At 55.8% G+C, this 23,351-nt stretch carries 26 protein-coding genes; 11 read left to right on the top strand and 15 right to left on the bottom strand.

The features are described 5' to 3' along the window. A partial coding sequence (locus EH55_RS10405; protein WP_236617112.1) for an alanine racemase occupies positions 1 to 1,119 on the top strand: 1,119 nt, incomplete at its 5' end. Positions 1,120 to 1,211: 92 nt separating this feature from the next. On the opposite strand, the gene EH55_RS10400 is transcribed toward EH55_RS10405, so the two are convergent. The 11 genes from EH55_RS10400 to EH55_RS13610 all read right to left on the bottom strand — a co-directional run bounded on the left by EH55_RS10400 (position 1,212) and on the right by EH55_RS13610 (position 10,405). After that, the gene (locus EH55_RS10400) at positions 1,212 to 1,484 is read right to left on the bottom strand and encodes a type II toxin-antitoxin system RelE/ParE family toxin (RefSeq protein WP_037977564.1); all 273 of its coding nucleotides are present in this window, start codon (positions 1,482 to 1,484) and stop codon (positions 1,212 to 1,214) included. Between the two features lies 1 nt (position 1,485). After that, entirely contained in the window at positions 1,486 to 1,749 is a 264-nt protein-coding gene (locus EH55_RS10395) for a type II toxin-antitoxin system RelB/DinJ family antitoxin (protein WP_037977562.1), read from the bottom strand. Between the two features lie 125 nt (positions 1,750 to 1,874). Then, positions 1,875 to 2,629 (bottom strand): IS5 family transposase gene (locus EH55_RS14250; RefSeq protein ID WP_141730554.1). Its coding sequence is split into 2 segments (ribosomal slippage): positions 1,875 to 2,305 and positions 2,305 to 2,629, totalling 756 coding nucleotides; the frame shifts between segments, so codons are not numbered across the junction. A 124-nt stretch (positions 2,630 to 2,753) separates the two neighbouring features. Further along, positions 2,754 to 3,551: an AEC family transporter gene (locus EH55_RS10385; RefSeq protein WP_081839547.1), complete on the bottom strand. Its 798-nt coding sequence runs from the start codon at positions 3,549 to 3,551 to the stop codon at positions 2,754 to 2,756. Positions 3,552 to 3,792: 241 nt separating this feature from the next. Further along, positions 3,793 to 4,536 carry an SDR family NAD(P)-dependent oxidoreductase gene (locus EH55_RS10380; protein WP_037977555.1) on the bottom strand — a complete coding sequence of 248 codons (744 nt, stop codon included), beginning with the start codon at positions 4,534 to 4,536 and terminating at the stop codon, positions 3,793 to 3,795. A 48-nt stretch (positions 4,537 to 4,584) separates the two neighbouring features. Continuing rightward, the gene (locus EH55_RS10375; RefSeq protein WP_037977552.1) at positions 4,585 to 5,877 is read right to left on the bottom strand and encodes a TRAP transporter large permease; all 1,293 of its coding nucleotides are present in this window, start codon (positions 5,875 to 5,877) and stop codon (positions 4,585 to 4,587) included. 3 nt (positions 5,878 to 5,880) lie between these two features. Next, the gene (locus EH55_RS10370) at positions 5,881 to 6,342 is read right to left on the bottom strand and encodes a TRAP transporter small permease (protein WP_268869997.1); all 462 of its coding nucleotides are present in this window, start codon (positions 6,340 to 6,342) and stop codon (positions 5,881 to 5,883) included. Positions 6,343 to 6,535: 193 nt separating this feature from the next. Then, on the bottom strand, positions 6,536 to 7,588 hold the full coding sequence (locus tag EH55_RS10365; protein ID WP_037977550.1) for a TRAP transporter substrate-binding protein: 1,053 nt from the start codon (positions 7,586 to 7,588) through the stop codon (positions 6,536 to 6,538). A 73-nt stretch (positions 7,589 to 7,661) separates the two neighbouring features. Continuing rightward, entirely contained in the window at positions 7,662 to 8,432 is a 771-nt protein-coding gene (locus tag EH55_RS10360; RefSeq protein ID WP_051682830.1) for an SDR family NAD(P)-dependent oxidoreductase, read from the bottom strand. Positions 8,433 to 8,463: 31 nt separating this feature from the next. Further along, positions 8,464 to 9,288, bottom strand: a complete 825-nt coding sequence (locus EH55_RS10355) for a sugar phosphate isomerase/epimerase family protein (protein WP_037977547.1) — start codon at positions 9,286 to 9,288, stop codon at positions 8,464 to 8,466. Between the two features lie 457 nt (positions 9,289 to 9,745). Beyond that, the gene (locus EH55_RS13610) at positions 9,746 to 10,405 is read right to left on the bottom strand and encodes a GntR family transcriptional regulator (RefSeq protein ID WP_051682829.1); all 660 of its coding nucleotides are present in this window, start codon (positions 10,403 to 10,405) and stop codon (positions 9,746 to 9,748) included. Between the two features lie 203 nt (positions 10,406 to 10,608). On the opposite strand from EH55_RS13610, the gene EH55_RS14795 reads away from it, so the two are divergent. The 4 genes from EH55_RS14795 to thiS all read left to right on the top strand — a co-directional run bounded on the left by EH55_RS14795 (position 10,609) and on the right by thiS (position 13,842). Beyond that, the gene (locus EH55_RS14795; RefSeq protein ID WP_256261490.1) at positions 10,609 to 10,737 is read left to right on the top strand and encodes a hypothetical protein; all 129 of its coding nucleotides are present in this window, start codon (positions 10,609 to 10,611) and stop codon (positions 10,735 to 10,737) included. Between the two features lie 289 nt (positions 10,738 to 11,026). Next, positions 11,027 to 11,416 (top strand): 4Fe-4S binding protein, encoded by a 390-nt coding sequence (locus EH55_RS10345; RefSeq protein WP_236617116.1) that lies wholly within the window; start codon positions 11,027 to 11,029, stop codon positions 11,414 to 11,416. 13 nt (positions 11,417 to 11,429) lie between these two features. Further along, positions 11,430 to 13,616: an aldehyde ferredoxin oxidoreductase family protein gene (locus EH55_RS10340; protein WP_037977543.1), complete on the top strand. Its 2,187-nt coding sequence runs from the start codon at positions 11,430 to 11,432 to the stop codon at positions 13,614 to 13,616. Positions 13,617 to 13,644: 28 nt separating this feature from the next. Continuing rightward, the gene (gene thiS, locus EH55_RS10335; protein WP_037977541.1) at positions 13,645 to 13,842 is read left to right on the top strand and encodes a sulfur carrier protein ThiS; all 198 of its coding nucleotides are present in this window, start codon (positions 13,645 to 13,647) and stop codon (positions 13,840 to 13,842) included. Positions 13,843 to 13,921: 79 nt separating this feature from the next. Here thiS and EH55_RS10330 read toward each other — a convergent pair whose 3' ends face one another. Further along, positions 13,922 to 14,929 carry a pyridoxal phosphate-dependent aminotransferase gene (locus tag EH55_RS10330; protein ID WP_037977539.1) on the bottom strand — a complete coding sequence of 336 codons (1,008 nt, stop codon included), beginning with the start codon at positions 14,927 to 14,929 and terminating at the stop codon, positions 13,922 to 13,924. Beyond that, a complete protein-coding gene (cbiB, locus tag EH55_RS10325; protein ID WP_037977537.1) occupies positions 14,929 to 15,876 on the bottom strand; it encodes an adenosylcobinamide-phosphate synthase CbiB in 948 nt (315 codons plus the stop codon). The genes EH55_RS10330 and cbiB overlap by 1 nt, the downstream gene beginning before the upstream one ends. A 201-nt stretch (positions 15,877 to 16,077) precedes the next feature. Here cbiB and EH55_RS10320 point away from each other — a divergent pair, with 201 nt between their 5' ends. The 6 genes from EH55_RS10320 to rd all read left to right on the top strand — a co-directional run bounded on the left by EH55_RS10320 (position 16,078) and on the right by rd (position 21,744). Then, positions 16,078 to 18,012: a transketolase gene (locus EH55_RS10320; protein WP_037977535.1), complete on the top strand. Its 1,935-nt coding sequence runs from the start codon at positions 16,078 to 16,080 to the stop codon at positions 18,010 to 18,012. Next, on the top strand, positions 18,009 to 18,875 hold the full coding sequence (locus tag EH55_RS10315) for a tRNA (adenine-N1)-methyltransferase (RefSeq protein ID WP_037977532.1): 867 nt from the start codon (positions 18,009 to 18,011) through the stop codon (positions 18,873 to 18,875). The genes EH55_RS10320 and EH55_RS10315 overlap by 4 nt, the downstream gene beginning before the upstream one ends. Further along, positions 18,872 to 19,447 carry an epoxyqueuosine reductase QueH gene (locus tag EH55_RS10310; RefSeq protein WP_037977531.1) on the top strand — a complete coding sequence of 192 codons (576 nt, stop codon included), beginning with the start codon at positions 18,872 to 18,874 and terminating at the stop codon, positions 19,445 to 19,447. Before EH55_RS10315 ends, EH55_RS10310 begins: the two co-directional genes overlap by 4 nt. Beyond that, a complete protein-coding gene (locus tag EH55_RS10305; protein WP_141730555.1) occupies positions 19,440 to 20,438 on the top strand; it encodes an AIR synthase related protein in 999 nt (332 codons plus the stop codon). Before EH55_RS10310 ends, EH55_RS10305 begins: the two co-directional genes overlap by 8 nt. After that, positions 20,428 to 21,519, top strand: a complete 1,092-nt coding sequence (locus tag EH55_RS10300; protein WP_037977528.1) for a M24 family metallopeptidase — start codon at positions 20,428 to 20,430, stop codon at positions 21,517 to 21,519. Before EH55_RS10305 ends, EH55_RS10300 begins: the two co-directional genes overlap by 11 nt. A gap of 72 nt (positions 21,520 to 21,591) precedes the next feature. Then, entirely contained in the window at positions 21,592 to 21,744 is a 153-nt protein-coding gene (gene rd / locus EH55_RS13960) for a rubredoxin (RefSeq protein WP_070110158.1), read from the top strand. A gap of 56 nt (positions 21,745 to 21,800) precedes the next feature. On the opposite strand, the gene EH55_RS10295 is transcribed toward rd, so the two are convergent. Together EH55_RS10295 and EH55_RS10290 are read right to left on the bottom strand one after the other, a co-directional pair. Next, positions 21,801 to 22,559, bottom strand: coding sequence for an HD domain-containing protein (locus EH55_RS10295; protein WP_037977525.1), 759 nt, complete (start codon positions 22,557 to 22,559; stop codon positions 21,801 to 21,803). Positions 22,560 to 22,602: 43 nt separating this feature from the next. Beyond that, on the bottom strand, positions 22,603 to 23,265 hold the full coding sequence (locus EH55_RS10290) for a Crp/Fnr family transcriptional regulator (protein WP_037977523.1): 663 nt from the start codon (positions 23,263 to 23,265) through the stop codon (positions 22,603 to 22,605). Positions 23,266 to 23,351 lie beyond the last annotated feature (86 nt).

Below are 23,351 nucleotides of genomic sequence, written 5' to 3'. Positions count from 1 at the left end.
GCCTTCGGCCATTTTAGAAAGGTGAAGCCCATGAATAGATATCCGCTGCTTGAGATAGACAGGAACGTTATCAGACGCAACGCAGGCATACTTCTTCGTGAATGCAGAAAGAGAGGCGTCGAGCCCTTCGCCGTGCTGAAAGGTTTCAACGCTATCCCCGAGATAAGGGACGCGCTGCTTGAAGCGGGGTATAAGACCCTCGCGAGCTCAAGGCTGCCGCATCTGGCCGCCGTGAAAGAAGCGGGACTTCCGGTAAAGACGCTTGGGCTGCGCATCCCGATGCTCTCCGAAGCGGCCGACGTCGTAAAGCTCTGCGATATCAGCCTCAACTCCGAAATTGAAACCATGCGCGCGCTCGACCGCGCGGCGGAGACTGCCGACGTCGTCCACAATGTGATCCTGATGAGGGATCTCGGCGACTTGCGGGAAGGGATTTTTGACAGCCGTGAATTTATCGAGACGGCGGTCTACATTGAGCGGGAACTCAAAAACCTGCGCCTTTACGGCGCGGGTACAAACCTCACCTGCTACGGCTCCGTCATTCCGACGGCAGAAAACCTCTCCCTGCTTTCCGCCGATGCAATGAAAATAGAAGAAGTCATCGGCAGGGAGCTTGAAGTTGTATCGGGCGGCGGCACCACCTCCATACCGCTCATGATGAGCGGCGGAATGCCTAAAAAGATAAACAACCTTCGCATAGGCGAGGCCAACGTCGTCCCCTGCGACTTCATCGAACGCGGGCAGTGTCCGATAGAAGGCCTTTCAAACAGAGGCCTCGTGCTTAAAGCGGAGATAATCGAGATAGGCGAAAAACCCACTCACCCGATAGGAAAGCTGGGGACAAACTGCTTCGGCTCATACGTCCATTATGAAGACCGCGGCGTCCGCCGCCGCGCGCTGCTGGCCATAGGTGCGTTCGACATCGGCGATGCGTACAAACTCATCCCCGACGACGCTGGAATAAAAATCCTCGGAGCAAGCAGCGACCACATGATAATAGACATTCAGGAGAGCGCCGAAAGTTACAGACTGGGAGACATAGCGGCATTCACCCTCCGCTACCAGGCGATGCTCTTCTCCACAGAAAACCCTTTCGTTGAAAAACGATTTGTGAGCTAAGCCCAAGCATTTGATGGAATAGAATATACAAAGTTCCTCCGTGAAAGCCCGGAGGGATTTTTTCGTATTTGCCGGAGGGAGGGAATAAAATTTTATCCCCCGAACAGATCTGCGTGCGTGCCGGTACGGGCAAGCCCCAGCGTGCTATCTTTGATTTCGTATATCAGAAGCCAGTCCGCTTCGATATGAAGATCACGGCATCCTTCCCAGTTGCCCTTCAGCGCGTGGTCTTTCAATCTCGACGGTATTTCCGCTTCTGACGCAAGCAGAAGAATGGCGCCCCGAAGTTTCGTCATATCGCAGCCACGCTTTTCCATACGTTTCCTGTCCCGCCTGAACTGGGCTGTGACCTCGATGGCCAGCATATCAGAGGTTCAAGTCTTTCAGAGCGTCTTCGACGGTCTCAAAGCGGGTTGTCCGCCCTTCGCGCATGTCATGTATTGCCCGGCTGGTGCGGGCGTTCGGGATTTCCACATCAAAAGGCAGCCGGCCTTCTTCGCCTATCCTGCGCAGCGTTATCCGCATGGCGTCGGATATAGTGAGCCCCATACAATCCAAAGCTTCGGCGGCTTTTGCTTTTGTTTCCGAGTCGATCCGGAAACGAACTACATTGTCACATACTGTGCCCATGATCCGCACCTCCTTTTATGTGTCTATATTGTAGCTACATAATTTAAAAAGTCAAGGTTCTTTCTCATGCCATTTGTAGGTGCGGCAGGGAATTTTCGTTTTTCTTGCACCAGAGTCTGTTCACGCTAAAATGCATCTACGATCATAGCAAAGTAGATGAACCCACAGAACAGCACGTCAAGCTTATCGTAACGGGTAAATATTTTCCGAAACCGCTTAAGACGCAGGGAATATCGCTCTATCTCATTGCGTTGCTTATATCTCTCCCTATCATACTCCCATGGATCTTTGCGGTTCGATTTTGGAGGAACAACCGGAGAATATCCCTTCTCCATCGCTTTGCTCCGCATATTCTCTCCCTCATAAGCTTTGTCCATCAGGATGTATTTTTGCTCTGGGACTCTTATGATCTTGTCAAGCAGAGCTGTGCCTTCCGACGAGTCATGGGCTTCTCCTCCGGATAGCACGAAGCCGACAGCCGATCTGTCAGTTGCGGTGACCATATGAATCTTCGTTGTGAGCCCGCCTCTCGATCTTCCAATGGACTGTTTTCCTCTTTTTTTAAAGCTCCTGTTCCGTCGGGATGAACCTTTACCGATGTGCTGTCCAGGCAGACCGCCTCGACCCTTATGCGAATAATGTTCTCCACTTGCAACGCTTCAAACACGCGCTGTAAGACGCCATTTTTGCTCCACCTGTTCATGCGTACATAAATCGTATGCCAGTTTCCATAGGATTTCGGCAATGCCCTCCACTTGCAGCCGTTTTCCGTGACATACAGTATCGCATTGATCAGTTGGAGATTACTCATACTCACATTCCCGCGCTGACGGGGCAAGTATTTTTCGATACGATCATATTGTTCTTGAGTGATTTCCATATGCACATCATCGCATATCATTGGAATATTGTCTATTAGTGTGAACGCGCTCTAAGCAACGGGTGAGCGTCATTGGGACGGTTATCCACTTCGTGTGCCGATATATGGACTTTCTACGTAAATATCATATCCCCAAAAACACTATCCACATCGGAATCGTCACGGCGGAGAGCAGTGTTGTCAGAACGATTATTTCCGCGGCACGTCCGTCGTCAAGGCCGGTGCCTTTTGCCATGACGAAGAGGGTCACCGCAGTTGGCGTCGCGGTGACGAGTACGGCGACGTTTTTCAGCGCGGCGTCGATGCCAACGGTATTCAGACAGCAATAGAGTATAGCAGGATGGATGAAGAGCCGCATGAGCACTTCGCGCCAGCAGTAGGCAAAGGCCTTTTTCACGCGGCTGACCTCTATCGACGCTCCCAAAGTGAGAAGAGCCATGCCGGTCGCTGCGTTTCCCACCATTTGCAGTGATCTGTCCAGCATCAGGGGCAGCGCTTTTATCCCCAGCGACACTAGGAGGATGCCGCAGAGTGGCGCCATCACCATGGGATTCTTAAGAATGCTTTTTACGGCATTTTTCAAAAAGCTCCGCATGTCGCTGCGGTGCACCATTATCAACTCGCTGGAGAGCGGGGAGAGAAGATTATAGAGCGGCATCGCGACGGCGATATAGAGCGCGAGCAGCCCGATCGCCTGGTTTCCGATTACGGTCTGGACGGTTGGCAGCCCTACGTAGATGGTATTGGGACGCATCGCTGCCGCGGTGCTGAGGGCTACCCTGCGCCTGTCTCTTATGCGGAAGAGAAAGCGCTCCGTGGCATATGAGGCCAACATCGCCAGAAGCGCCGAGCAGACGATTGCCCAGAAAAGGGAGGCTTGTGTTCGCATGTTTTCATTTATTTGAAAGGCGTTGCGAAACAAAAGCGAGGGTGAAATTATCTAAAAAAGAAACTTGGATAGCGTTGCGATATCGTCCGGCATGATGAAGCCCCTTTTGAAGAGTAAGTTTCCTGCCGTCAGAAGAAAGGCCAGCGGAAGTATCAGAGTAAAACCCCTTATTAGCGTCTCCATAGATATACTCCAAATATAAAGGGGAACCCGCCGATGCCGATTCGGGCTCCCGTATGGATTCCTATTGTGTTAAAAACGCTTTGGCAACTATCTAAATATAGGCCCCGCCGTTGACGTCAAGCACCTCGCCCGTCGTCCACCCAGCTTCGTCGCTGGCAAGATAGAGGATGGCGTAGGCGATTTCGTCCATCTCGCCGACGCGGCCGAGTGGGATGTTACTTATTAGCTCGTCGATTAGATGCTGCTCCATTCCGAAGAACATGCGCCCCTTGAGTGGTCCTGGCGCTATTACGTTGGCGGTTATCGTCCATGGGGCAAGCTCTTTTGCGAGTGTCTGAGTCAGGCCGACGATCCCCGCCTTTGCCGCGGCATAGTTCACGCCGACTCCGGGGCGACCGGTGCGGCCGCCAATGGAGGAGATGTTGACGATACGTCCATACTTTCTCTCTTTCATCCCGGGAGTCACAGCCTTGCAGGCATTGAATATCCCCGTAAGGTTGATGTCTATCACGTCCTGCCATTCCTGTATCGTCAAAACGTCTATCGGCTTGTGTATCAGGATGCCGGCGCAATTTACCAGGATGTCTATGCGTCCAAATTCTTTCAGAGTCGCCTCTACGGCGGCCTCTATCTCCTCATATTTGCGGGCGTCGGCCACATATTCGCGCACCTTATCCTCTTTGCCCGCGTAGGCATCTTTCATCCTCTCAAAAACCTTTTTGTCATAATCGACGAGGATGATGGTGGCGCCCTCTTCGATGAATTTTACAGCTGTGGCCGTAGCGATGTCGGAGCTGCCGCCGATGAACATCGCGATCTTATCTTTTACTCTCATAGACAATACATCTCCTTAGACAGACGAAGAGTTTTCTATTCTACGTGTCTACATGCCAAGCAGCGCAAGGCTGATTTTCGGCGTATAAACGATGACCAATAGAGCGACGGTGAAGGCTATGATAAAGGGGATCGCCGGTTTCGAAACCGCGATGGGCTTGTCTTTTATCAGGCTGCTCGCGACGAAGAGGTCGAGGCCGAAGGGAGGTGTTGATAGCCCTATCGCTAGATTCGTGACCATGATGACGCCGAAATGGACTGGATGCACTCCAACTTCACGTACGAGCGGCAGAAGAATCGGTGCCATTATCAGTATTGCCGGGCCGGTGTCCATAACCATGCCGAGAAAGTAGAAGATGATGACTATCACCAGCAAAACCTGCCACTGCGCCGTGAAATATGTGAGGATAAAATTAGAGAACATCGCTGGGGCCTTGATAAGGGCTAACATGCGCCCAAAGGCCGTGGCGAAGGCCAGCAGGAAGCAGAGCGGCGCGTACGTCCTTACCGCATTGCCGAAGTACCCCCAGAGTTCTTTGAACTTTATCGACTGGTAGACGAAGAGAGCGATAAAGAGCGCGTAGAATATCGAAATACAGGCGGCTTCCGTTGGCGTGACGACCCCGGAATAGATTCCTCCAAGGATAATCACCGGCGAGAGAAAGGCCCAGAAACTTTCCCTGAAAAGAAGACAGAAGCCCTTTTCGTGGAGCTTGTCGTAGTTAGCCATGATTTTCTCTTTATCTTCACCGTGGATCATACAATAGACGATGGAATAGATCATGAGGCAGATTCCGATGAACAATCCTGGCAGGACTCCGGCGAGGAAGAGCGCGCCTGTGGATACGCCTGTCGCAAGTGAATAGAGTACGAAGGGGATGGAAGGCGGGATTATGACGCCAAGGCCCCCGGAAACAGCCACCATTGCCGCGCAGAAGCGTTTGTCGTAGCCAAGCGAGACTAGTAGCGGAATTGTCATGCCGCCGACGGCGGCCGTCGTCGCTGGGCCGGAGCCGGAGATCGCGCCGTAGAACAGGCAGGTCATGATGACCGCAATCGGCATGCCGGCCCGCCTTTTGCCGACAAAGTAGGCGAAGACATTGAAGAGCTTCTCTGAGATGCCGCCTTCTGCCATGAGGACGCCGCCGAGAATGAAGAGCGGGATTGCGATGATTGGCGTTGAGTCCGCCCCGCTAAAGGTGTTCTGAATTAGTGTCTGGATGCTGCTCGCTCCCGGTGCTCCCGCGATCAGCGGCACAAGTGTGCTGACGATCATCGAGATGGCGATCGGTACACTCATCACAAGGAAGAGCAGAAAGATAAAGAATACTATGCCCGCCATGACTTATATGCCCTCCTTTTTCATCGTTTCCTGCATCTCTTCCATCATCTTAAGATGATGGCTCTTCCTACCGCGCATCGCCATAACAAGCTCGACAATGAGCTGGAGTGTGCGCACGACGCTTAGGAAGAAGCCGACGCAGAGCGCACTGTAAACCATGTACATTGGTATCCTGAGCGCGGGAGAAACACGGCCGCTGGTCACAAGCGAGCGGTAGACTATCACCGAATAGTAGGCGAAGGTAGAGTAGATACCTAGGCTGAGGAACTGGATGCTTATTTCAAGTATTTGTCTGATCCTTTCCGGAAGAAACTCTGCGAGGAGGTCGACCCGGAGCATGTTTCTCATGTAAATCGTGTAGCTCATGCTGAAAAAAGTAGTCCATATCCACATATAACGACTCAATTCCTCCGGCCACGTAAGCGGCATGTTAAAGAAATAGCGCATTACGACCTGCAAAAACATTGTACATGAGATGCCGATCATGAGTAGGATGAGGACGCTCTCCTCGAAATGTTTATCAAGCCAGCGAATAGCTTTCATAGATAACTGTCACCTCTTGGTTTCTTTAAAAGAGAGGGCGCGGAAGAGGTTTTTCCCTTATTTTCCGCGGCCCTTTAAGCTGGTGCGATGGGCTTCCGTAGTTTGCCCGGTAAAGCTACTTTTTCTTTGAATTAGCGTTAAGTTCCTTGACCATCATGTCGACAACCTGATTCCCGGCGATCTTGCGGATGCTGTCCCACTGCGGCTTGACGGAGGAGTGGAACTGTTCGAAATCCTTGTTGTCATATTCGATCAGTGTCATGCCACGTTTAAGAAGCTCCACCTTTGATTTCTCGGCCAGCCGCGGCATTGAATCACCGATCTCCGTCCTCGCCTTTTTCACGGCAAGCTCCAGAGCTTCGCGATACTCCTTCGGCATCGAGTCATAGAATTTCTTGTTCATCACTATGTGCATGATATAGAGGTTGTGGTGCGTTGCACAGAGGTACTTCTGTACTTCATTGAAGTTATTAGATAGGACGATGTCATAAGGGTTCTCTTGTGCCTCGACGAGCTTCTGCTGAAGCGCAAGATATAGCTCTCCTATCGTAATCGGCGTGGGGGCCGTCCCCATCGCCTTCCAGCCAACGACGAAGTTGTTGGATGGCAGGGTTCTGATCTTCATGCCTTTGAAGTCCGCTGGGCTATTGAGCTTTCTGTTCGACGTCGTCTCACGGAAGGTCGCTCCCTGCATGTAGCCAAGGAGCTGAAAACCGGCCCTATTGTACTTCTCCTGAAGGAACTTGTTCATGGGGCCTGAGTTCAACGTCTTGTCGATCGTATCCTTATCATAGGTGGAGAACATGAAGAGCATGTCGAAGGCCGAGACTTCGGGTATAAAGTCTACCATAGAGTAGACCTGCTCCGAGCTGATATTGACGCTACCGTCCTGGAGCTGCTGCGCCGTTTCCTGCGCTGTGCCGAGCTGAGCAGCCGGCATCACCTCGATTGTCAGCTTCCCGCCGGTCTCAGCTTCCGCGTATTTTTTGATAAGGTCAGCCATCAGCGCATTCGCTTCGGTCTTGGGTGAGGTGTGTGGATAAAGCAGCGTCATCGGCTTGAGCTTCATGTATTTCGTGGGATTGGCCGTCGCCGTTGAGAAAGAGGCCAGGACCGTCGCCGCCGTCGCCAATATCATTGAAAGATAGAACATTTTCCCATGTTTCATATTATGTACCCTCCTGTTTTTCAGATTAGTAAAGAAAAGGATAGCGAAGCGCCAAAAGGATTTACTATTCAAGCTAACGGATAAGCCATCCCCCTGTAATAAGAGTCGTCTCGCCCGTTATGTACGAGGATTTGTCCGACGCGTAGAAGACGAAGAAATCCGCCACCTCCTCAGGCGTGCCGAAACGTTTTGCGGGGATGTCGTTCAGGTTTCGTTTGTTGTAGTATTCGTTGTTCGCTCCCGACATCGCTGTTGTGATCCGCCCGGGGGCAGCGGCGTTGACCGTTATGTTATATTCCGCAAGCTCGTAGGCCATCGAACGGGTCAGCGATATTATTCCTGCTTTCGAGGCTGAGTAGCAGGCTGCTGCAGGGCCGTGTTCGCTGCCGGTAAGTCCTACTATCGAGGACATATTTATTATTTTGCCATACCTCTGCTCGATCATATAACGGCTTACGAGGCGCGACACATAGAAAACGGAGTTGAGGTTTACCTCCATGACTTCGCGCCAGGTATCTATCTCCAATTCGTAAAAGGGGATTTTAAAACCGCCAGGCTTTTTGGGCGAGACCCCTGCGACATTTGCCAGAATATCGATTCTACCCAGCAGCTCCGCCGATCTTTTAACTGCCGCTTCCACCTCGCCTGGCTTTGATACATCACAGCGGATCGGAAAGGCCCTCACTCCCAGAGCCTCAGCCTCGGCGGCGACGGCTGTGTTTCTTTCTCCATTGCGGCCGTATATGACGACGTCCGCGCCAGCTTTTGCGTAGGCTAGGGTGATAGCCCTGCCGATTCCTGCGTTTCCGCCGCTTATGATCGCTTTCTTACCCTCAAGAATCATCTTTATTTCACCTCCTGTTAAAGACCGTTCTTTACCCTATCCCGTGAGCCTTGAAATACTTTTTTGCCGATTCCAGTGTGCGACGCGCGTGCTCCACGGCGCCGATCTGGCGCACCCTCTCAACATGCGGCATCTCTACACACAGGATTACGTCGTCGTCGAGATTCTTAACTATTCCCGCGATATCTATCATCCCCTCTCCTGGATAGAGCCGTTCAGCCCTGCCCGTATGGACGAGGCTCTCTTTGTCAGTCGGTATCTCTTTGCTGGCGTCACAGATATGGACGGTCCGGAACAGCTTTTTCGGAGTGCTCTTCAGCTCCTCCAGCGTCACACGCGACCGGTAAAAGTGTAGCGTGTCGAGAAGGATAAAGGCGTTGCCCTTATTCACCGTATCCAAAAGCTCTCTGGCGCTTTTTAGATCCTTGACATCCGCCCAGGTGACGAATTCAAGATTTACACAGATGCCGTACTTAGCGGCGAGGTCGCAGAGTTCAGCGAACCTTTCCGTATAGAACGCCTTGTCGGGCGTCCAGATATTCGTTATCACGTTCTTTACGCCGAGCTTTGCGGCAGCCTCGAGATGGGGCTCGTACTTCCTGATGTCCGCCGTATTCGCGTCTATCTTGGCCAGTTCGATATCGTTGATCTTCATTCCTGTGTCTTTGAGCGCCTGCTCCGTTAACTTGAAAAGTTCGCAGTTGTTGGAGATATCGTGGTTCACCTCTCTGGGAAGTTCCTGGCTGATGGTGCGGAGACTCACATAATCATAACCGATGAGATGCGTATTATAGATCATCTCCGCTGGAGTCCACGGCAACCACGTCAGGTGAGCTATGGAATACTTTCTTGTCATTTCGGTTCCTCCTCATATAATTAAGTAGTACAAAAGCAAACAAGAGGTTTCAATTCTTGTACAATACATGCAACGCTATAGTCTGGTAATACCTTAAAAATGCTTTTTAGCAAATTGCTTAGCTCTTTGCCGCCGTTATCGTACTGTTTTTTTGTTCTAATAATAATACAAAATTTTCCGTAAAACGGAATTAAAAACCGAATATCGGAATTATATATAAGATAGATGGTGAACATAGTGTTGTCAAGGGGTTAGACTTTTAAAAATTCTTCAGACAGTAAAAAGAACAAAGCAATTCTTTGTATATTTTTACGCCTATTGTTTTATAAAAAATACCAATAATTATTAAAAAATATTTTATTAAATTGTGAATATATTTTTATATAAACACATCAGGCTGCGGAAAATTTGTCTCTTCCACGGCCCGATGTGTTGTTTTTGCCTGTTTTCTCTATATCTAGTTATGGTAAGTCTCAACGATTTGCCGGCAATGCTTGTTGATGCATTCAAGAGCCGTTTCCAGGTCGCCCCTCCAGAAAGCTTCTATCAGTATACGGTGCTCATCCATAATATCGTCCGGAGATCTGCGTTTTCGCACGGACTGCACTACGAGCCGTGTCATATCGTCGCATATCATACCCCATAGAGGCCGTAACTTCGTAACGCCGAGGAATTCGACGATAGAGGTATGGAATTGCATATCTTTTTTCATGAATTCGACGGGATTGTCTTTCACCTTTTCCATATCGTCCGCGATAGACACAAGCTGGCCGGCGAGCACCTGCGGGCGCTTGGTGGTGATTATCTTTTTCACGATGAACGGTTCGATCATCTCGCGCAGCATAAAGAGCTGATATTCATCGTCGGAATTGACCTCGGAGACGACGATTCCCCTATGCTCGCGCCACAACACCCAGCCCTCCTGTGAAAGGCGTTTCAGTGCGTCGCGTATTGGGGTGCGACTGACTCCCATTTCGGTAGCGAGCGCCCTGTCCATCAACTGCTTGCCGGGCGCCAGCTCGCCATTGATTATCTTCTTTTTTATCGCTTCGTAGACGTAACTGGAGAGACTCTCCGATTTTTTCTCAGAAGCATCTATACTGTCCCGCCTGTACAAAGGATCCGCCTCCTGTGTTTTTGTTTTAAAAAGATACTTTCCTTTAAAGTCGGCTGTTTTTTTACTTAAATAGTGCGTTGTATTGAATATTATACAACACGGTCAGACCTTCATGCGGATCTAAACGAATCCACCTTGGCGATGCGTACAAACTCATCCCCGACGACGCTGGAATAAAAATCCTCGGAGCAAGCAGCGACCACATGATAATAGACATTCAGGAGAGCGCCGAAAGTTACAGACTGGGAGACATAGCGGCATTCACCCTCCGCTACCAGGCGATGCTCTTCTCCACAGAAAACCCTTTCGTTGAAAAACGATTTGTGAGCTAAGAATACCGCGTGCAAAATAAATAGGATGGGGTGCGCCCGTCGTCGCACGGTGAACTTTTCTAATCTACGGGCGACAGCTGCGCAATTCGTTATCGCAATTTGAAAATGTACGCGCGCAAGGAATTTTCAAAAAAATTTTTAATTTTTCCATAAACATAAGTGAATAATAGTAGGCACAACCACTTCCTCCGTGTTACAATTCTGTTATTGGGGAAGGTGCTCGGACGCTTTGCCGCGCCTGCGCATCTTAAAAAAATAAAACACAGTGGAGGGATCTTTCGTGAGGATCATGCATGTAAACGCCGAGAAGTGCGTCGAATGCGGCGCATGTATGGAGGCGTGCTCTACGGCGTATTTCAAGGAAAAGTCGCCGGAGCTTTCGCGCGTTAAGATACTTAACAACACGGGCTTCGTGAGCGTCAACATATGCTCGCAGTGCGGAGCCTGCATGGCGGTCTGCCCGACTCAGGCGCTCGAGCGCGACGCGAACGGTGTGGTGCAGCTGCGGAAAGAAAAGTGCACGTCGTGCCTTATGTGCGTCGGCTACTGTCCCGCCGCTTCGATGTTCTTCGACGGCGACAAGCAGACGGAGCCCTTCAAGTGCATCGCCTGCGGCATTTGCGCGCGCAAATGCCCGACCGGCGCGCTTGAATTGATCAATGTGCCCGCGAAGGCTTAGAGGAGGAACCGACATGTCGAAAACGCCAATGAAACTTCTTGCCGAATGGTCGTACGAACCGGCTAAAATACACCACGGATATTCCCGCGAGACTCTTTACGTCGGGCTAGGAAACAGGGACGGCAGTTACAAATTCGAAAAGCGTTCCGTTTCGGACGATATGATAGAAAAATTCACAGGGGGACGCGGCTTTGGCCTCAAGCTGCTCTGGGACGCCGTTACGGAAAAGACTAAATGGGACGACCCGGAGAACGAAATAGTCATCGCCGGCGGCCCTTTCTGCGGCATCACGCAGTACCCGGGCGCGGGGAAGTGCTATTCGGTGTTCCTCTCTCCGGCGACGAAGCAGACTTATAACAGCAACGCCGGCGGATATTTCGCGCCTTTCCTGAAGTTCTCCGGCTTCGACGCGATGGAGCTGCAGGGGAAGGCCGACAGGCCCGTTGTCGTTTTTATCGACGGCGACGGCCACAAGGTCCAGATATTCGAATCAAACCTCCCAGACATCAACGCGTACGCGGTCTCTGAGGAGCTTCACGAGTATTTTGCGAAGGACGAGCCCGACAAACGCACCATCTCCGTAGTGTCGACCGGCATAGGAGCGCGCACGAGCTACTGGGGGGGCATGGATTTCAGCTTCTACGACGTCCGCCGCAAAGCCGTGCGCCTTAAACAAGCGGGACGCGGCGGCGGCGGCACGGTGCTCTACGACAAGGGCGTCGTCGCGATAGTCGTGAAGCGCACGCATTTTACAGGAGCGGAGAACGACCCCGTAGACATCAAAACGATTCAGCGCTGCGGCGCGAGCCTGCACAAGCGCATCCACGACCTCGACGACAAACAGTGCAAGATGCGCTCCGCCGGCACCGCGCACCTCACCGAAATAATGGACGCCTACAATCTTCTGCCGGTGAACAATTATAAGTTCGGCTGCCATAAGGATATCGATAATATCAGCTCTTCTGCCTATATAAAGCTCTTCACACAGGGCATGGCCGACGGCTGCTGGTACGGCTGCTCGCTCGCTTGTGCGAAGGGCGTCGACCACTTTCGCCTTAAGACCGGCCCATGGAAGGGCAGAGAGGTCATAGTCGACGGGCCGGAGTATGAGACGGCGGCTGGGCTCGGCTCGAACCTCGGCGTATTCGATCCGATCTGGACGATAGAGGCGAACTTTTACGCCGATCATTACGGACTCGACACTATCTCACTCGGCACGGGCATGGCGTTCGTCTGTGAGTGCTACGAGCTTGGTCTGATCAACAAAGAGAATACGCACGGTCTCGACCTGAATTTCGGCAACAAGGACGATATAATGGAGCTTCTGCACCGCATAGCGCACGGCTCCGACGAATTTGCGATAGCCTGCGGGCGCGGCATAGAGGAAGCGCGCGAATATTTCGCAGAGCATTACGGAGCCGACCTCGCTACGATGAAGAAGATAGGCATGGTCTGTCAGGGGCTCGAGGCCTCCGAGTACCGCTGCCAGGAGTCGATAGCTCAGTGGGGCGGCTACTTCCTCACGCTTAAGGGGCCGCAGCACGACGAGGCGTGGCTGATATTCATGGATATGGTCAACAAACAGCTGCCGACCTACGAGGACAAGGCCGAGGCGCTCTTCTTCTTCCCGAACTTCCGCCTCTGGTTCTCGCTGCAGGGGCTCTGCAAGCTGCCGTGGAACGATATCGAGCCGGCGGACAACGGCATGAAGTATAAGGGCATCGAAGCGGCGCGTGTGCCGGAGCATTTGCAGAATTACCTCGACATCTTCGAGGCGATCACCGGCAGGCATCTGACGCGCGATGGGATGATCGAACAGTCCGAGAAGGTCTATAATTTCGAGAGAATCTTCAACCTGCGCATGGGCAAGGGCACAGCGAAGTATCACGAAGCCCCGGACCGCGGGCTCGGTCCCGTGTGGGAGGACGAGTGGATGGAGCGCCCCGAGTACTTCGACGAGAAGCTGAAGGAATTCGGCGAGAGTATCGAGGGGCTTTCCGTCAAGGAGAAGATCGCCCTGCTGCAGAAGCACCGCAGGAAGCAGTGGGAGCAGCTGAAACTGGCCGTCTACAAGCGCCGCGGCTGGAACAAGAACGGAATCCCGACGCTTGCTACGGTGAAACGCCTCGGCATAGACTATCCCGCGGTCGTGGAGCTTCTCAAGAAGCATCTGAAGCCGGAGGACGAGTTCGAGGATTAACCCATTTAATGAAAGGAAGGAGCCGCGCATGATAACGGTGAACGGGGATAAATCGCCTTGGAAAGAGGGGCTGACGGTAAAGGATCTGCTCGACGAAAAAAATTTCAAATTCAAGATGCTCTCCGTATGGGTAAACGACAGCGCGATAGACAGGGCGCGCTACGGCGAGACGAGAATCCCCGACGGCGCGAACGTGCAGGTCATCCACAACATCAGCGGCGGCTAAACGTGCGCCGAGGTTCAGCTTTGAAGAAGGGGCAGCTCTAGAGCGGCCCCTTCTTTTTCTCGTTATTAAAGCGAAACTTTTATCGGTATTCTTTTATCGCTGCGATCAGCACGTCATTCTCTTCCGCGCGGCGCGCCGCTATGCGCACGAAGCGGCCGTCGAGGCTTGGGAAGTTGCGCGTGTGGCGCACGACACAGCCGCGTTCGAGCAGGAAGCGGATGAATTTTTCATCGTCCTCTATCTCGGTCAGGAAATAATTTACCGAGGTCGGCAACGTGCGGAAGCCTGCGGAGTTCAGAGCGGAGATCAGGCGCGGCATCTCTTTGGAGTAATATTTTTTCGTCCGCGGTACGAGATCGTCGTCCGCTGCGAAGAAGAGCGCCGCCTGTTGCGCGAGCCCGCCGACGCTCCAGCTCGGCTGCCGCCGCCGGAGGCGCGAAAGGATTTTTTCGTCGGCGGCGACGCAGCCGGCGCGCGCGCCGCACATGTCGTAAATTTTCGTCAGCGAGCGCAGCCTTATTACGTTCGGCCGCTGCTCAAGCGGCAGAAGTTCCTCCTCCGTCCATATGAAATCCCGGTAGGCTTCGTCGATCACGAAAAATACGTTTGGATTGCCGTCCGCCGTGCGGTAAATTTCCGCGTCGGGGATGAACTCCCCCGTAGGGTTGCAGGGATTGCAGAGCCAGACGGCGCTTCCTTCCGGAAATTCCGCGGGTAGGCTGAAAATATTGCGCGTCTTCGCGCCGAACGCCGAAAGGGCGCGCAGATATTCGCCGTAGACGGGCTGGAGTATAAAGTTCTCGCGCGCCGCGGCGTAGGAGGCGATGATGTATATCGCCTCGTTCGAGCCACTCGTGACGAGGAGGTTTTCTTTTTCCACGCCGAAGTTGGCCGAAAGGAGCGCGCGCAGCGCCGCGCATTCGTCGTCGGGGTAATCCTCGACCGCTTCGCGCAAATTCGGCGAGAAGCCGCCCCTCTGCGGCGCCGCGTTCGTATTCGTGCTGAAGTCGTAGATTTTTGCCGGAGGCTCGACGCCGAAGAGCTCGTATAATTTCAGCGGGTTCGCGCCGTGTAGCCGGAATTCCATTACGCGGCCCCTCTTGCGAGCGCGAGGATCGCGAACGCGCATACCGCGACCGAAAGATTCAAAATATGCTGCGCGCGCAGGATGTCGTTCGGTTCGGGGCTGCGCAGGTCGTCGCCGAGGAAGGGGCGTGCCTCCCACTCGCCGCCGTAGTACGCGCCGCCTCCGAGGCGGATGCCGAGCAGCCCCGCGAATACGCTCTCAGCGTGCGCGCTGTTCGGGCTTTTATGTTCCAGCCTGTCGCGCAGGAAGATTCTCCACGCGCGCCTGTAATCCATGCCGGCCATGGCGCCGCCGGCAATCGCCGCGGCAGCGCCTAAGCGCGCCGGCAGGAAGTTCATCGCGTCGTCGAACTTTGCCGCTGCGTACCCGAAGTCGCGATAGCGCTCGTCGTCGTAGCCGACCATCGAGTCCATCGTGTTCGACGCCTTGAATATCCACGCAAAGAGCGCCGCCTGCCCGAAGAAGGCGCCGACGGAGGCCCAGAAGAGTACCGAGACGACGCCGTCGACGTAGCTTTCGGCTATCGTCTCGACGCAGGCGCGTACCACGCCGGCCTCGTCGAGGCGTTCCGTGTCGCGCCCTACGATCCGCCCGAGCTGCCGGCGCGCGCGTTCGAGTTCGCCGGACGCAAGCGCGCGCGCCACGGGCAGAGATTCGTCCTTCAGCGATTTGAACGCTATCGCCGCGTAGATCAGATATATTTCAAGCGCGCTCCTGAGCCACGGGGAAACCAAGCCCGCCGCGCCGAGTATAACGAAGAGCGCGGCCGCCGTGGCGAGCGTCACTGCGGCGCAGAAGAGGAATCCCTTTTCCTTTGCGTTATTTCCCCTCGTATAAAAAATTTTTTCGCAAAACGATATCAGACGACCCACAAAGACCACCGGATGCGGCAGCCGCCGCGGGTCGCCGAAGATGGCGTCTAAAAGCAGAGCGGCTAAGATTCGCAATGTGATTCCTCCTGCCCGCAGGAAAATATATCGTTATTCTACAACGAACTAGGCTTTCGCGCGACATAAATAAGCAGGAATGCCCAAGCGAATGTCCAAATAGCCGTATAAAATATCCACAGCTGCGCGATTTGGCTGTAAAATGATAAGGGACGGTTGATCATTAAGTTCTCTTTGAAAAATTGAGAGGAGTTTTTCTAAATGAAGCTAACGGAAGAGATACGAAATTTCAAGGCGGAAGCGATCAGCGAAGCCGGCGCCGCCGAGCTTCGCGAAGCGGCGCGCGACGCGCGCGTGTGGGCCGTCGCGGCGACGTCGGCGGCGAAGAGCGGGCATCCCGCCGGAGCGCTTTCGTCTATGGATATTTATATCACGCTGCTCGGCGCGGCCAACGTGTCGCCCGAGCTCGCCGATTCGCCTGAACGCGACCGCATCGTCGTGAGCCACGGGCATACGTCGGCGGGCTTTTACGCGGCGCTGGCCGAGTACGGCTTCTTTCCGGCGCATGAGATGGCGGCGAACTTCCGCCGCGCGGGCAGCCCTTATCAGGGTCACGTCGAGCGCTGCGTCCCCGGCGTCGACTGGGGCACCGGCAACCTCGGACAGGGGCTGGCCGCCGGCGTAGGCTTCGCGCTCGCGGCCCGCGCGCGCGGCTCTAACTATCACACGTGGGTAGTGATGGGCGACGGCGAACAGGTAAAGGGGCAGCTCGCCGAGGCGCGCAGAATCGCGATGAAGGAAAAGCTGACCAACCTTACGGCGATCGTCGACTGGAACGACATACAGATAAGCGGCCGTCTGGAAGAGGTCATGCCCGCCGACATCCCCGCGCTCTGGGCGGCCGACGGATGGCGCGTGATAAAATGCCGCGGGCACGACTGCTGTGAGATATATAAGGCGCTTAAGGAAGCGAAAAATTCCGCCGTTCCCGCCGTCGTGCTCTGCAAAACGACGATGGGCAAAGGCGTCTCCTTCATGGAGGACGTCGCCGATTACCATGGGAAGCCGGCCGCCGGAGAGAAGTTGGAGCAGGCGCTGAAGGAGCTCGGGAGCGACGTTTCGCTGTTTGACGCGCTGCTCGAAGAGCGCAAAGGCGCGATGCCGAAGGGGCGCAGTGTGACGCATGAAAAGCCCGTGCTCTGCACCGGCAGGCCGCACACCTACACGAAGGAAGACAAAAAGGACAACCGCTGGGCGTTCGGAAGGACCCTCGCGGAGGTGGGGGAGCTCAACTATAAAAAGCCGGGCTCGACGCCCATCCTCGTATTCGACTGCGACCTCGCGGGCTCCGTGAGGGTCGACGGCTTTGCGAAGGCCTGCCCGGAGAACTTCATCGAAGCCGGCATTCAGGAGCACGCGACCGCGACCGCGGCCGGCGCTGCGTCGGCCGCCGGGGTAGTCTCGGTGTGGGCCGACTTCGGAGTATTCGGCAGCGACGAGGTCTACAACCAGCAGAGGCTGAACGACATCAACCGCGCCGGGGTGAAAACGGTCCTCACCCACACCGGCCTCGACGTGGGAGAAGACGGCATGACTCACCAGTGCATCGACTATGTCGGCCTCTTCGCGAACACGTACGGCTGGAACGTCGTCGTGCCCGCCGACCCGAATCAGACGGACCGCGCGACGCGCTGGATGCTCGCGCAGCCCGGCAACATCTGCCTCGCTATGGGGCGCAGCCCGCTTCCGGTGATTCTCGACGAAAAGGGCGAGCCTTTCTACGGCGGGGATTACGAATTCCGCGACGGGAAGATAGACCTGCTCCGCGGCGGCAAGGACGCCGTCGTGCTTGCGATGGGGCATCTGGCCGGGCGCGCCGTCGAAGCGGCGGAAGCCTTAGCCGAAGAGGGGATAAGCGTCAAGGTGCTGCACTGCGCGACGCCTCTGACGATGGATAAGGAGCGGCTTTTCGCGGAGGTCGGGGATATGCCATTAGTCAGCTGCGAAGACCACAACGCGCAGACGGGCATAGGCAATATCGCGGCCGCCGCGTTCGCGCGCGCCGGCAAAGCGCTGAAGATCAAAAGCATGGGCGTCACGCGCTACGGCCTCTCTGGGCGCAACACGGACGTGCTCGCCGACATGGGGCTCTGCGCCGAGGGGATAGCGGCGGCGGTCAGGGAAATCCTTAAATGATTCAGGAGGGCGAGCTCGTACTCATCTGGCACCCGAAGAAGGGGGACAGCTTCCTCGTAAGGATGCGGCACGGGATGGTTCAGGGGACTCACTTCGGCGAGCTGAAACATTCCGATCTTATGCTGCACGACTTCGGCGAAGGGCTCCGCACGCCCAAGGGCGAGCTCTACTATCTGCTGCGCCCGACGCTCGGCGAATACACGCGCCGCATAAAGAGGCAGACGCAGATAGTCTTCCCGAAGGAGTCCGGCTTCATCATCGAGCATCTGAACATCTTCCCCGGCTGCACCGTCGTCGAATGCGGCACCGGCTCCGGCAGCCTTTGCTGCGCCTTCGCGCATTTCGTCGGCGACGGCGGAAGGGTCTGCACATACGACCGGCGGCCGGAATTTTCCGAGCTTGCGAGAAAGAACGCCGAGAAGTGGGGCGTCGCCCACAGGATAGAGTTCAACGTGCGCTCTCTCGACGAAGGCTTCAAGGAGCGCGGCGCCGACGCCGTCTTCCTCGACGTGCCTAACCCCTGGGACTACGTCGACAAAGCTTACGAGGCGCTGTCTCCCGGCAATCGCCTGGGGATACTCGTGCCGACGGCGAATCAGATATCCGAAACGCTGCGCGCTCTTCAGGATTTCGGCTTCGCCGACGCGCAGGTGCTTGAGATACTCCTCCGCTACTACAAGACGGAGCCGAACAGGATCCGCCCGATGGATGTGATGGTCGGGCACACGGGCTATCTGATATTCGCGGCCAAGACCCTGCCGCCGGCGGAGGCCGAGCCGGATAAAGAGCCTGACGCGGCCGAGCCCGCCGTAGCCGGCGAAGCTCCGGACGGCGGGGCGGCGGAGGAAGAGGCGGAAGGTTGAGCGGCGGAAAACTGCTCCTTCATATATGCTGCGCGCCGGACGCGACGATACCGTGGCCCGCCCTCCTCGAAGAGGGTTACGACGCGGCCGGCTACTTTTACGGCGGCAACGTACAGCCGCGCGAAGAGTACGAAAGGCGCGCCGCGGCGCTGAGGACTCTTGCGGAAAAGGAGCGCGGCGAAGTGTTTTTCGCACCGTACGACGCGAAGGCGTGGTTCGACGCCGTGCGCGGACTGGAGGACGAGCCGGAGCGCGGCAGGCGCTGCGCGAAGTGCTTCGCGCTGCAGCTGGAGGCGGCCGCGGAGTACGGCGCGGCAAACGGCTTCACGCACCTCTGCACGACGCTCACGATAAGCCCGCACAAGGACGTCGGGCTGATAAACGGGATCGGCGCGCGCACGGCCGCCGCTCACGGGCTCGTATGGCTCGAAAGAGTGTGGCGCAAAAACGACGGCTTCCGGCGTTCGGTCGTGCGCTCGAAGGAACTCGGCCTTTACAGGCAGAACTACTGCGGCTGCGCCTTTTCGTCGAACGGCGCGGCTTTGCGAAACAGAGATGATAGACGTGGATAACCAGTGTGAAAAGGAACTCCCATCCGGCAAGCTCTCGCCGGCGGCGCTGAAGCGCAGCGTGCTCTCCTACAAAGGCTTAGAGCGCTCCGAGCTGCTCATCGGCCCGGGCGTCGGCGAGGACGCGGCCGTCATCAGATGGCCGGAGGGGAAATATATGGTCTTCGCCTCTGATCCGATAGTCGGAGCGGAGCGCGGCGCCGGACGCCTGCTCGTGCGCATAAACGCCAACGATATAGCGTCGAAGGGCGGAGAGCCGGCCTACCTCGCGGTCACTCTCGTGCTGCCCCCGTCGATGGGGGAAGAGGGCGCGGCGCGCATAATGCGCGAGATAGACGAAGAGTGCCGCGCCGAAGGGATAGCGGTCGCCGGCGGGCACACCGAATTCAATGACCGCTACGACCGCCCCGTGATAATGGGAGCGCTCGTAGGCTGCGCCGATAGAGTGATGCGCGCCTCTGACATATCCCAGGGCGACGTGCTGATAGTCACGAAACACATAGGCATAGAGGGGATGTCGATAGTCGCGGCGGACCGACCGGAGCTCCTGTCGCCCTTCATGAGCGAAGGGGAAATTTCCCAAGTGCTCTCGTGGGCGGAGATGACCTCCGTGCTGCCCGAGTCGCGCATACTGCGCAAATACGCCAAATTCATGCACGACCCGACGGAGGGGGGCTTTTCCGGCGGCCTCGGCGAGATATGCACGCTCTGCGGCCTTCGCGCGGAGGTCGACGAGAGCTGCGTCCCCGTCCATCGGCTGACTAAGCGCGCGGCGGAAAAGCTCGGCTTCGACCCGCTGCGGCTGATAGCGTCCGGCGCGCTGCTGGCCGTCCTCCCGGAGAATTCTGTAAACGCCGCGCTCGCGGAGCTGAAGGGTGCGGGGATAGACGCCGCCGTCGCGGGGAGCATGGGCGCGCGGCTCGATTATCCACTGCCGGAGCCGAAAGAAGAGCTCTGGCGCCTTTTGAAGATGGGCAAAGAAAATGTGCGATAACATACTGCGCCGCACCGAAAAGCTTGCCGAAAGGCTGCGCGAGCGCCGTGCGGACGCTTTCGTCGCAATAGCGGACGAGGGCGCGAATTGGGAGAGCCTCTTCTACTTGAGCGGATTTCGCGGGACCTCCGGCGCGCTCGTCGTATATTCGGACGGAGAGGGCGAGCTCTATCTCGACGGGCGCTATTCGGCTCAGGGGAAAGAGCAGTCCCCGCATAGGATATGCGGGATAAAGGAGGGCGCCGTGAAGGACGCGGCCGAAGAGCTGAAGAGGCGCGGCGTTGAAAAAATACTCTGCGAAGAGGAAAAGACCTTTCATAGGACGTGGGAGGAGCTGCTTTCGCTTTCCGGAGCGCAGGCCGAGGACGGCGGCGAGATAATACGCGAGCTGCGCCGGAAAAAGGACGACGGCGAGATCCGCGCGATAAAAAAGGCCGCCGCGATAGGTGCGAAGGCCTTTATCGACACGCTCGCGCAAAGCGGCGCGGGGATGAGGGAAAAAGAATTCGAAGCCCTGCTCAACTACAACATCTGCGCGGCCGGCGGCGCGCCAGGCTTCGACATGATCGTAGCCTCCGGCGTCCGCAGCGTGATGCCTCACGGCCGCGCCGGCGACAAGCCGATGGAAAGGGGAGAGTGGGTCACGGTGGACTTCGGCGCGCGCTGGAACGGATACTTCTGCGACATCACGAGGAACTTTTCGATAGGCGAGCCGGGCCCCGAAGCGCGCGCTCTCCACTCCCTGATCGCGAAGGCTCACGGCGAAGCCGCCGCGATGCTGCGCGCCGGAGTTTCCGGAATGGCCGCGCACGAAAAAGCGGCGGGGATATTCAGAGCCGCAGGTAAAGAAGAGTACTTCACTCACAGCCTCGGGCACTCCTTCGGGCTCGAGATACACGAGGCGCCCTGCCTTTCGCCGCGCCGCAACGACTCGCTGCGCGACGGAGACGTCGTTACGGTAGAGCCGGGGCTCTACATTCCGGGCTTCGGAGGGATGCGGCTGGAAGACGACTACCTCATAACGAGGGACGGAGCGGAGCGGCTGACAGCCGATCTGCCGCAGGAATTTTTTAGTATTTGATTTTTAATTAAAAATAGATATAATTAAAACGGGTTTTGGAAGGCCCTAATATCTCAGGAGGAGAGGTTTTTCATGAAGAAATACGTCTGCACGGTATGCGGTTATGTATATGATCCCGAAATAGGCGACCCCGACAACGGAATAGCTCCGGGCACGGCCTTCGAAGACATCCCCGAAGGCTGGGTCTGCCCCGTCTGCGGCGTCGGCAAGGATATGTTCGAATAAAAAAATCAGCAAAACAAAAAAGCGGCGCGCTGGCGCCGTTTTTTGTTTTCTCATCTTTACATCCCGTTGATTTTTCTCATCAGCGCTTCGACGACGTCGTCTATGCCGAAGCCCTTCAGCTCTTCCGCTATTTTGTCGAAAACGCCCTCTTCTCTCAGCGTGACGGCTGAGACGGGATAGTTCAGGTCGAGGGCCCACGTCAGCTGTACCAATCGGAAGTCCTGCAGAGAGTGCGCGTTCTCGTAGGAGCCGCGCCCCCTTTCGCGCACTTCTTCGACGAGCTGCGGAGAAATCTCCGCGGCCTTCCCGTGCCGCGGCAGCACTTCGGAGATGTTCCCTTTTTCTATGCTATGCTGTATGAAGCGGTAGACGTCTATCTTGTCGGCGTCGCGCACGAGGGCGCACCAGCGGTACGTCGAAAGGGGCATGTTTGAAGGTATCTCTATCTTATTATGGCAGCGTACCGCGGTCAGAAGTTTTTTCCTGTCCGCGTCGGCTATGCCTTCCCAGTCGAATTCCGCGTCCAGTATCTCCGCGCCCCTGTCTCCGTGGTCGAAGCTCGCACGGTCCGAGAAGGTGCCGAAGTCGCGGCACTGAGAAAAGCGCGCGGTGTCGTGCAGCAGGCCCGCCGCGTGGGCGAACCAGGCGTCGTTCTCCTCGTTCCATTCGAGCGACTCGGCGATCGCGCAGGCCAGCGCCATGACCCTTCTGCTGTGCTTTCTTTTCAGTTCCTGAAGCGGCAGCAGCCTCCCATCCTTCCTGAAGCCGTCGACGTAGGAGTCGAACCACTTTTCCGTTTTGTCCGTCGAATACATGTGAATCACTCCACTTCATCGGAATTATACATCAGGCCGCACGTCAGCGCTTGAGCGAGAAGCGGTTTTTGCGGAAATCGATCAGCCCTTCGGCGCGCAGTTTGCCGAGCTCCGCCGAGAGCGCGCTTCTGTCGACGAAGAGATAGTCTGCGAGCTCCTGCCTGTCGAAGGGAATCTCGAATTCGTCCGCGCCGGCGGCCTGCGAGCGTGCGTGGAGGTATGAGAGCACCTTGCCGCGGATGGTACGGTAGGCGACGTGCGTCAGCTTGTCGCTGAAGCTGAGATTTTTTTCGGCGAGCACGGAGAGCAGGTTGCGCACGATGCGCAGATGGAATTCGCAGGCGGAGGAGCAGACGGAGAGCACGCGGCGCGCGCCGAGGAACATCACCGACGAAGGCTTGGCGGCGGTGACGCTGACGCCGAGCGGAGCGCCCTCCGCGCATACGTAGCTCTCCGCAAATATTTCTCCCGGGGCGACGTTGGCGATGATGTTCCTGTTGCCCATGTAGTCCTCTCGTATCACGAGCGCCGCGCCGGAGAGCAGCATGCCCAGCGAATCGGTATGCTTCCCGTCTCGCATGATGAAGTCGTTCTTGGAAAATTTTTCGCATCTTACCGAGAGACAGTTCAGCATCGCCGCTATGCTCTCCTCGGCGATGCCGGCGAAAAGCCGCGAATTTTTTATTACGTCGATGTTTTCCCTCATTTTTTATTTTTTCTCCGATTTCGTTGTAATTACGACAGACTCGCCGCAACCATTGTAGTATTCTCTTATCGTCGATGCAAGAAAGA

It is taken from the genome of Synergistes jonesii, assembly GCF_000712295.1.
Lineage (GTDB): Bacteria > Synergistota > Synergistia > Synergistales > Synergistaceae > Synergistes > Synergistes jonesii.
This window is presented reverse-complemented; position numbering and strand designations above follow the sequence as displayed.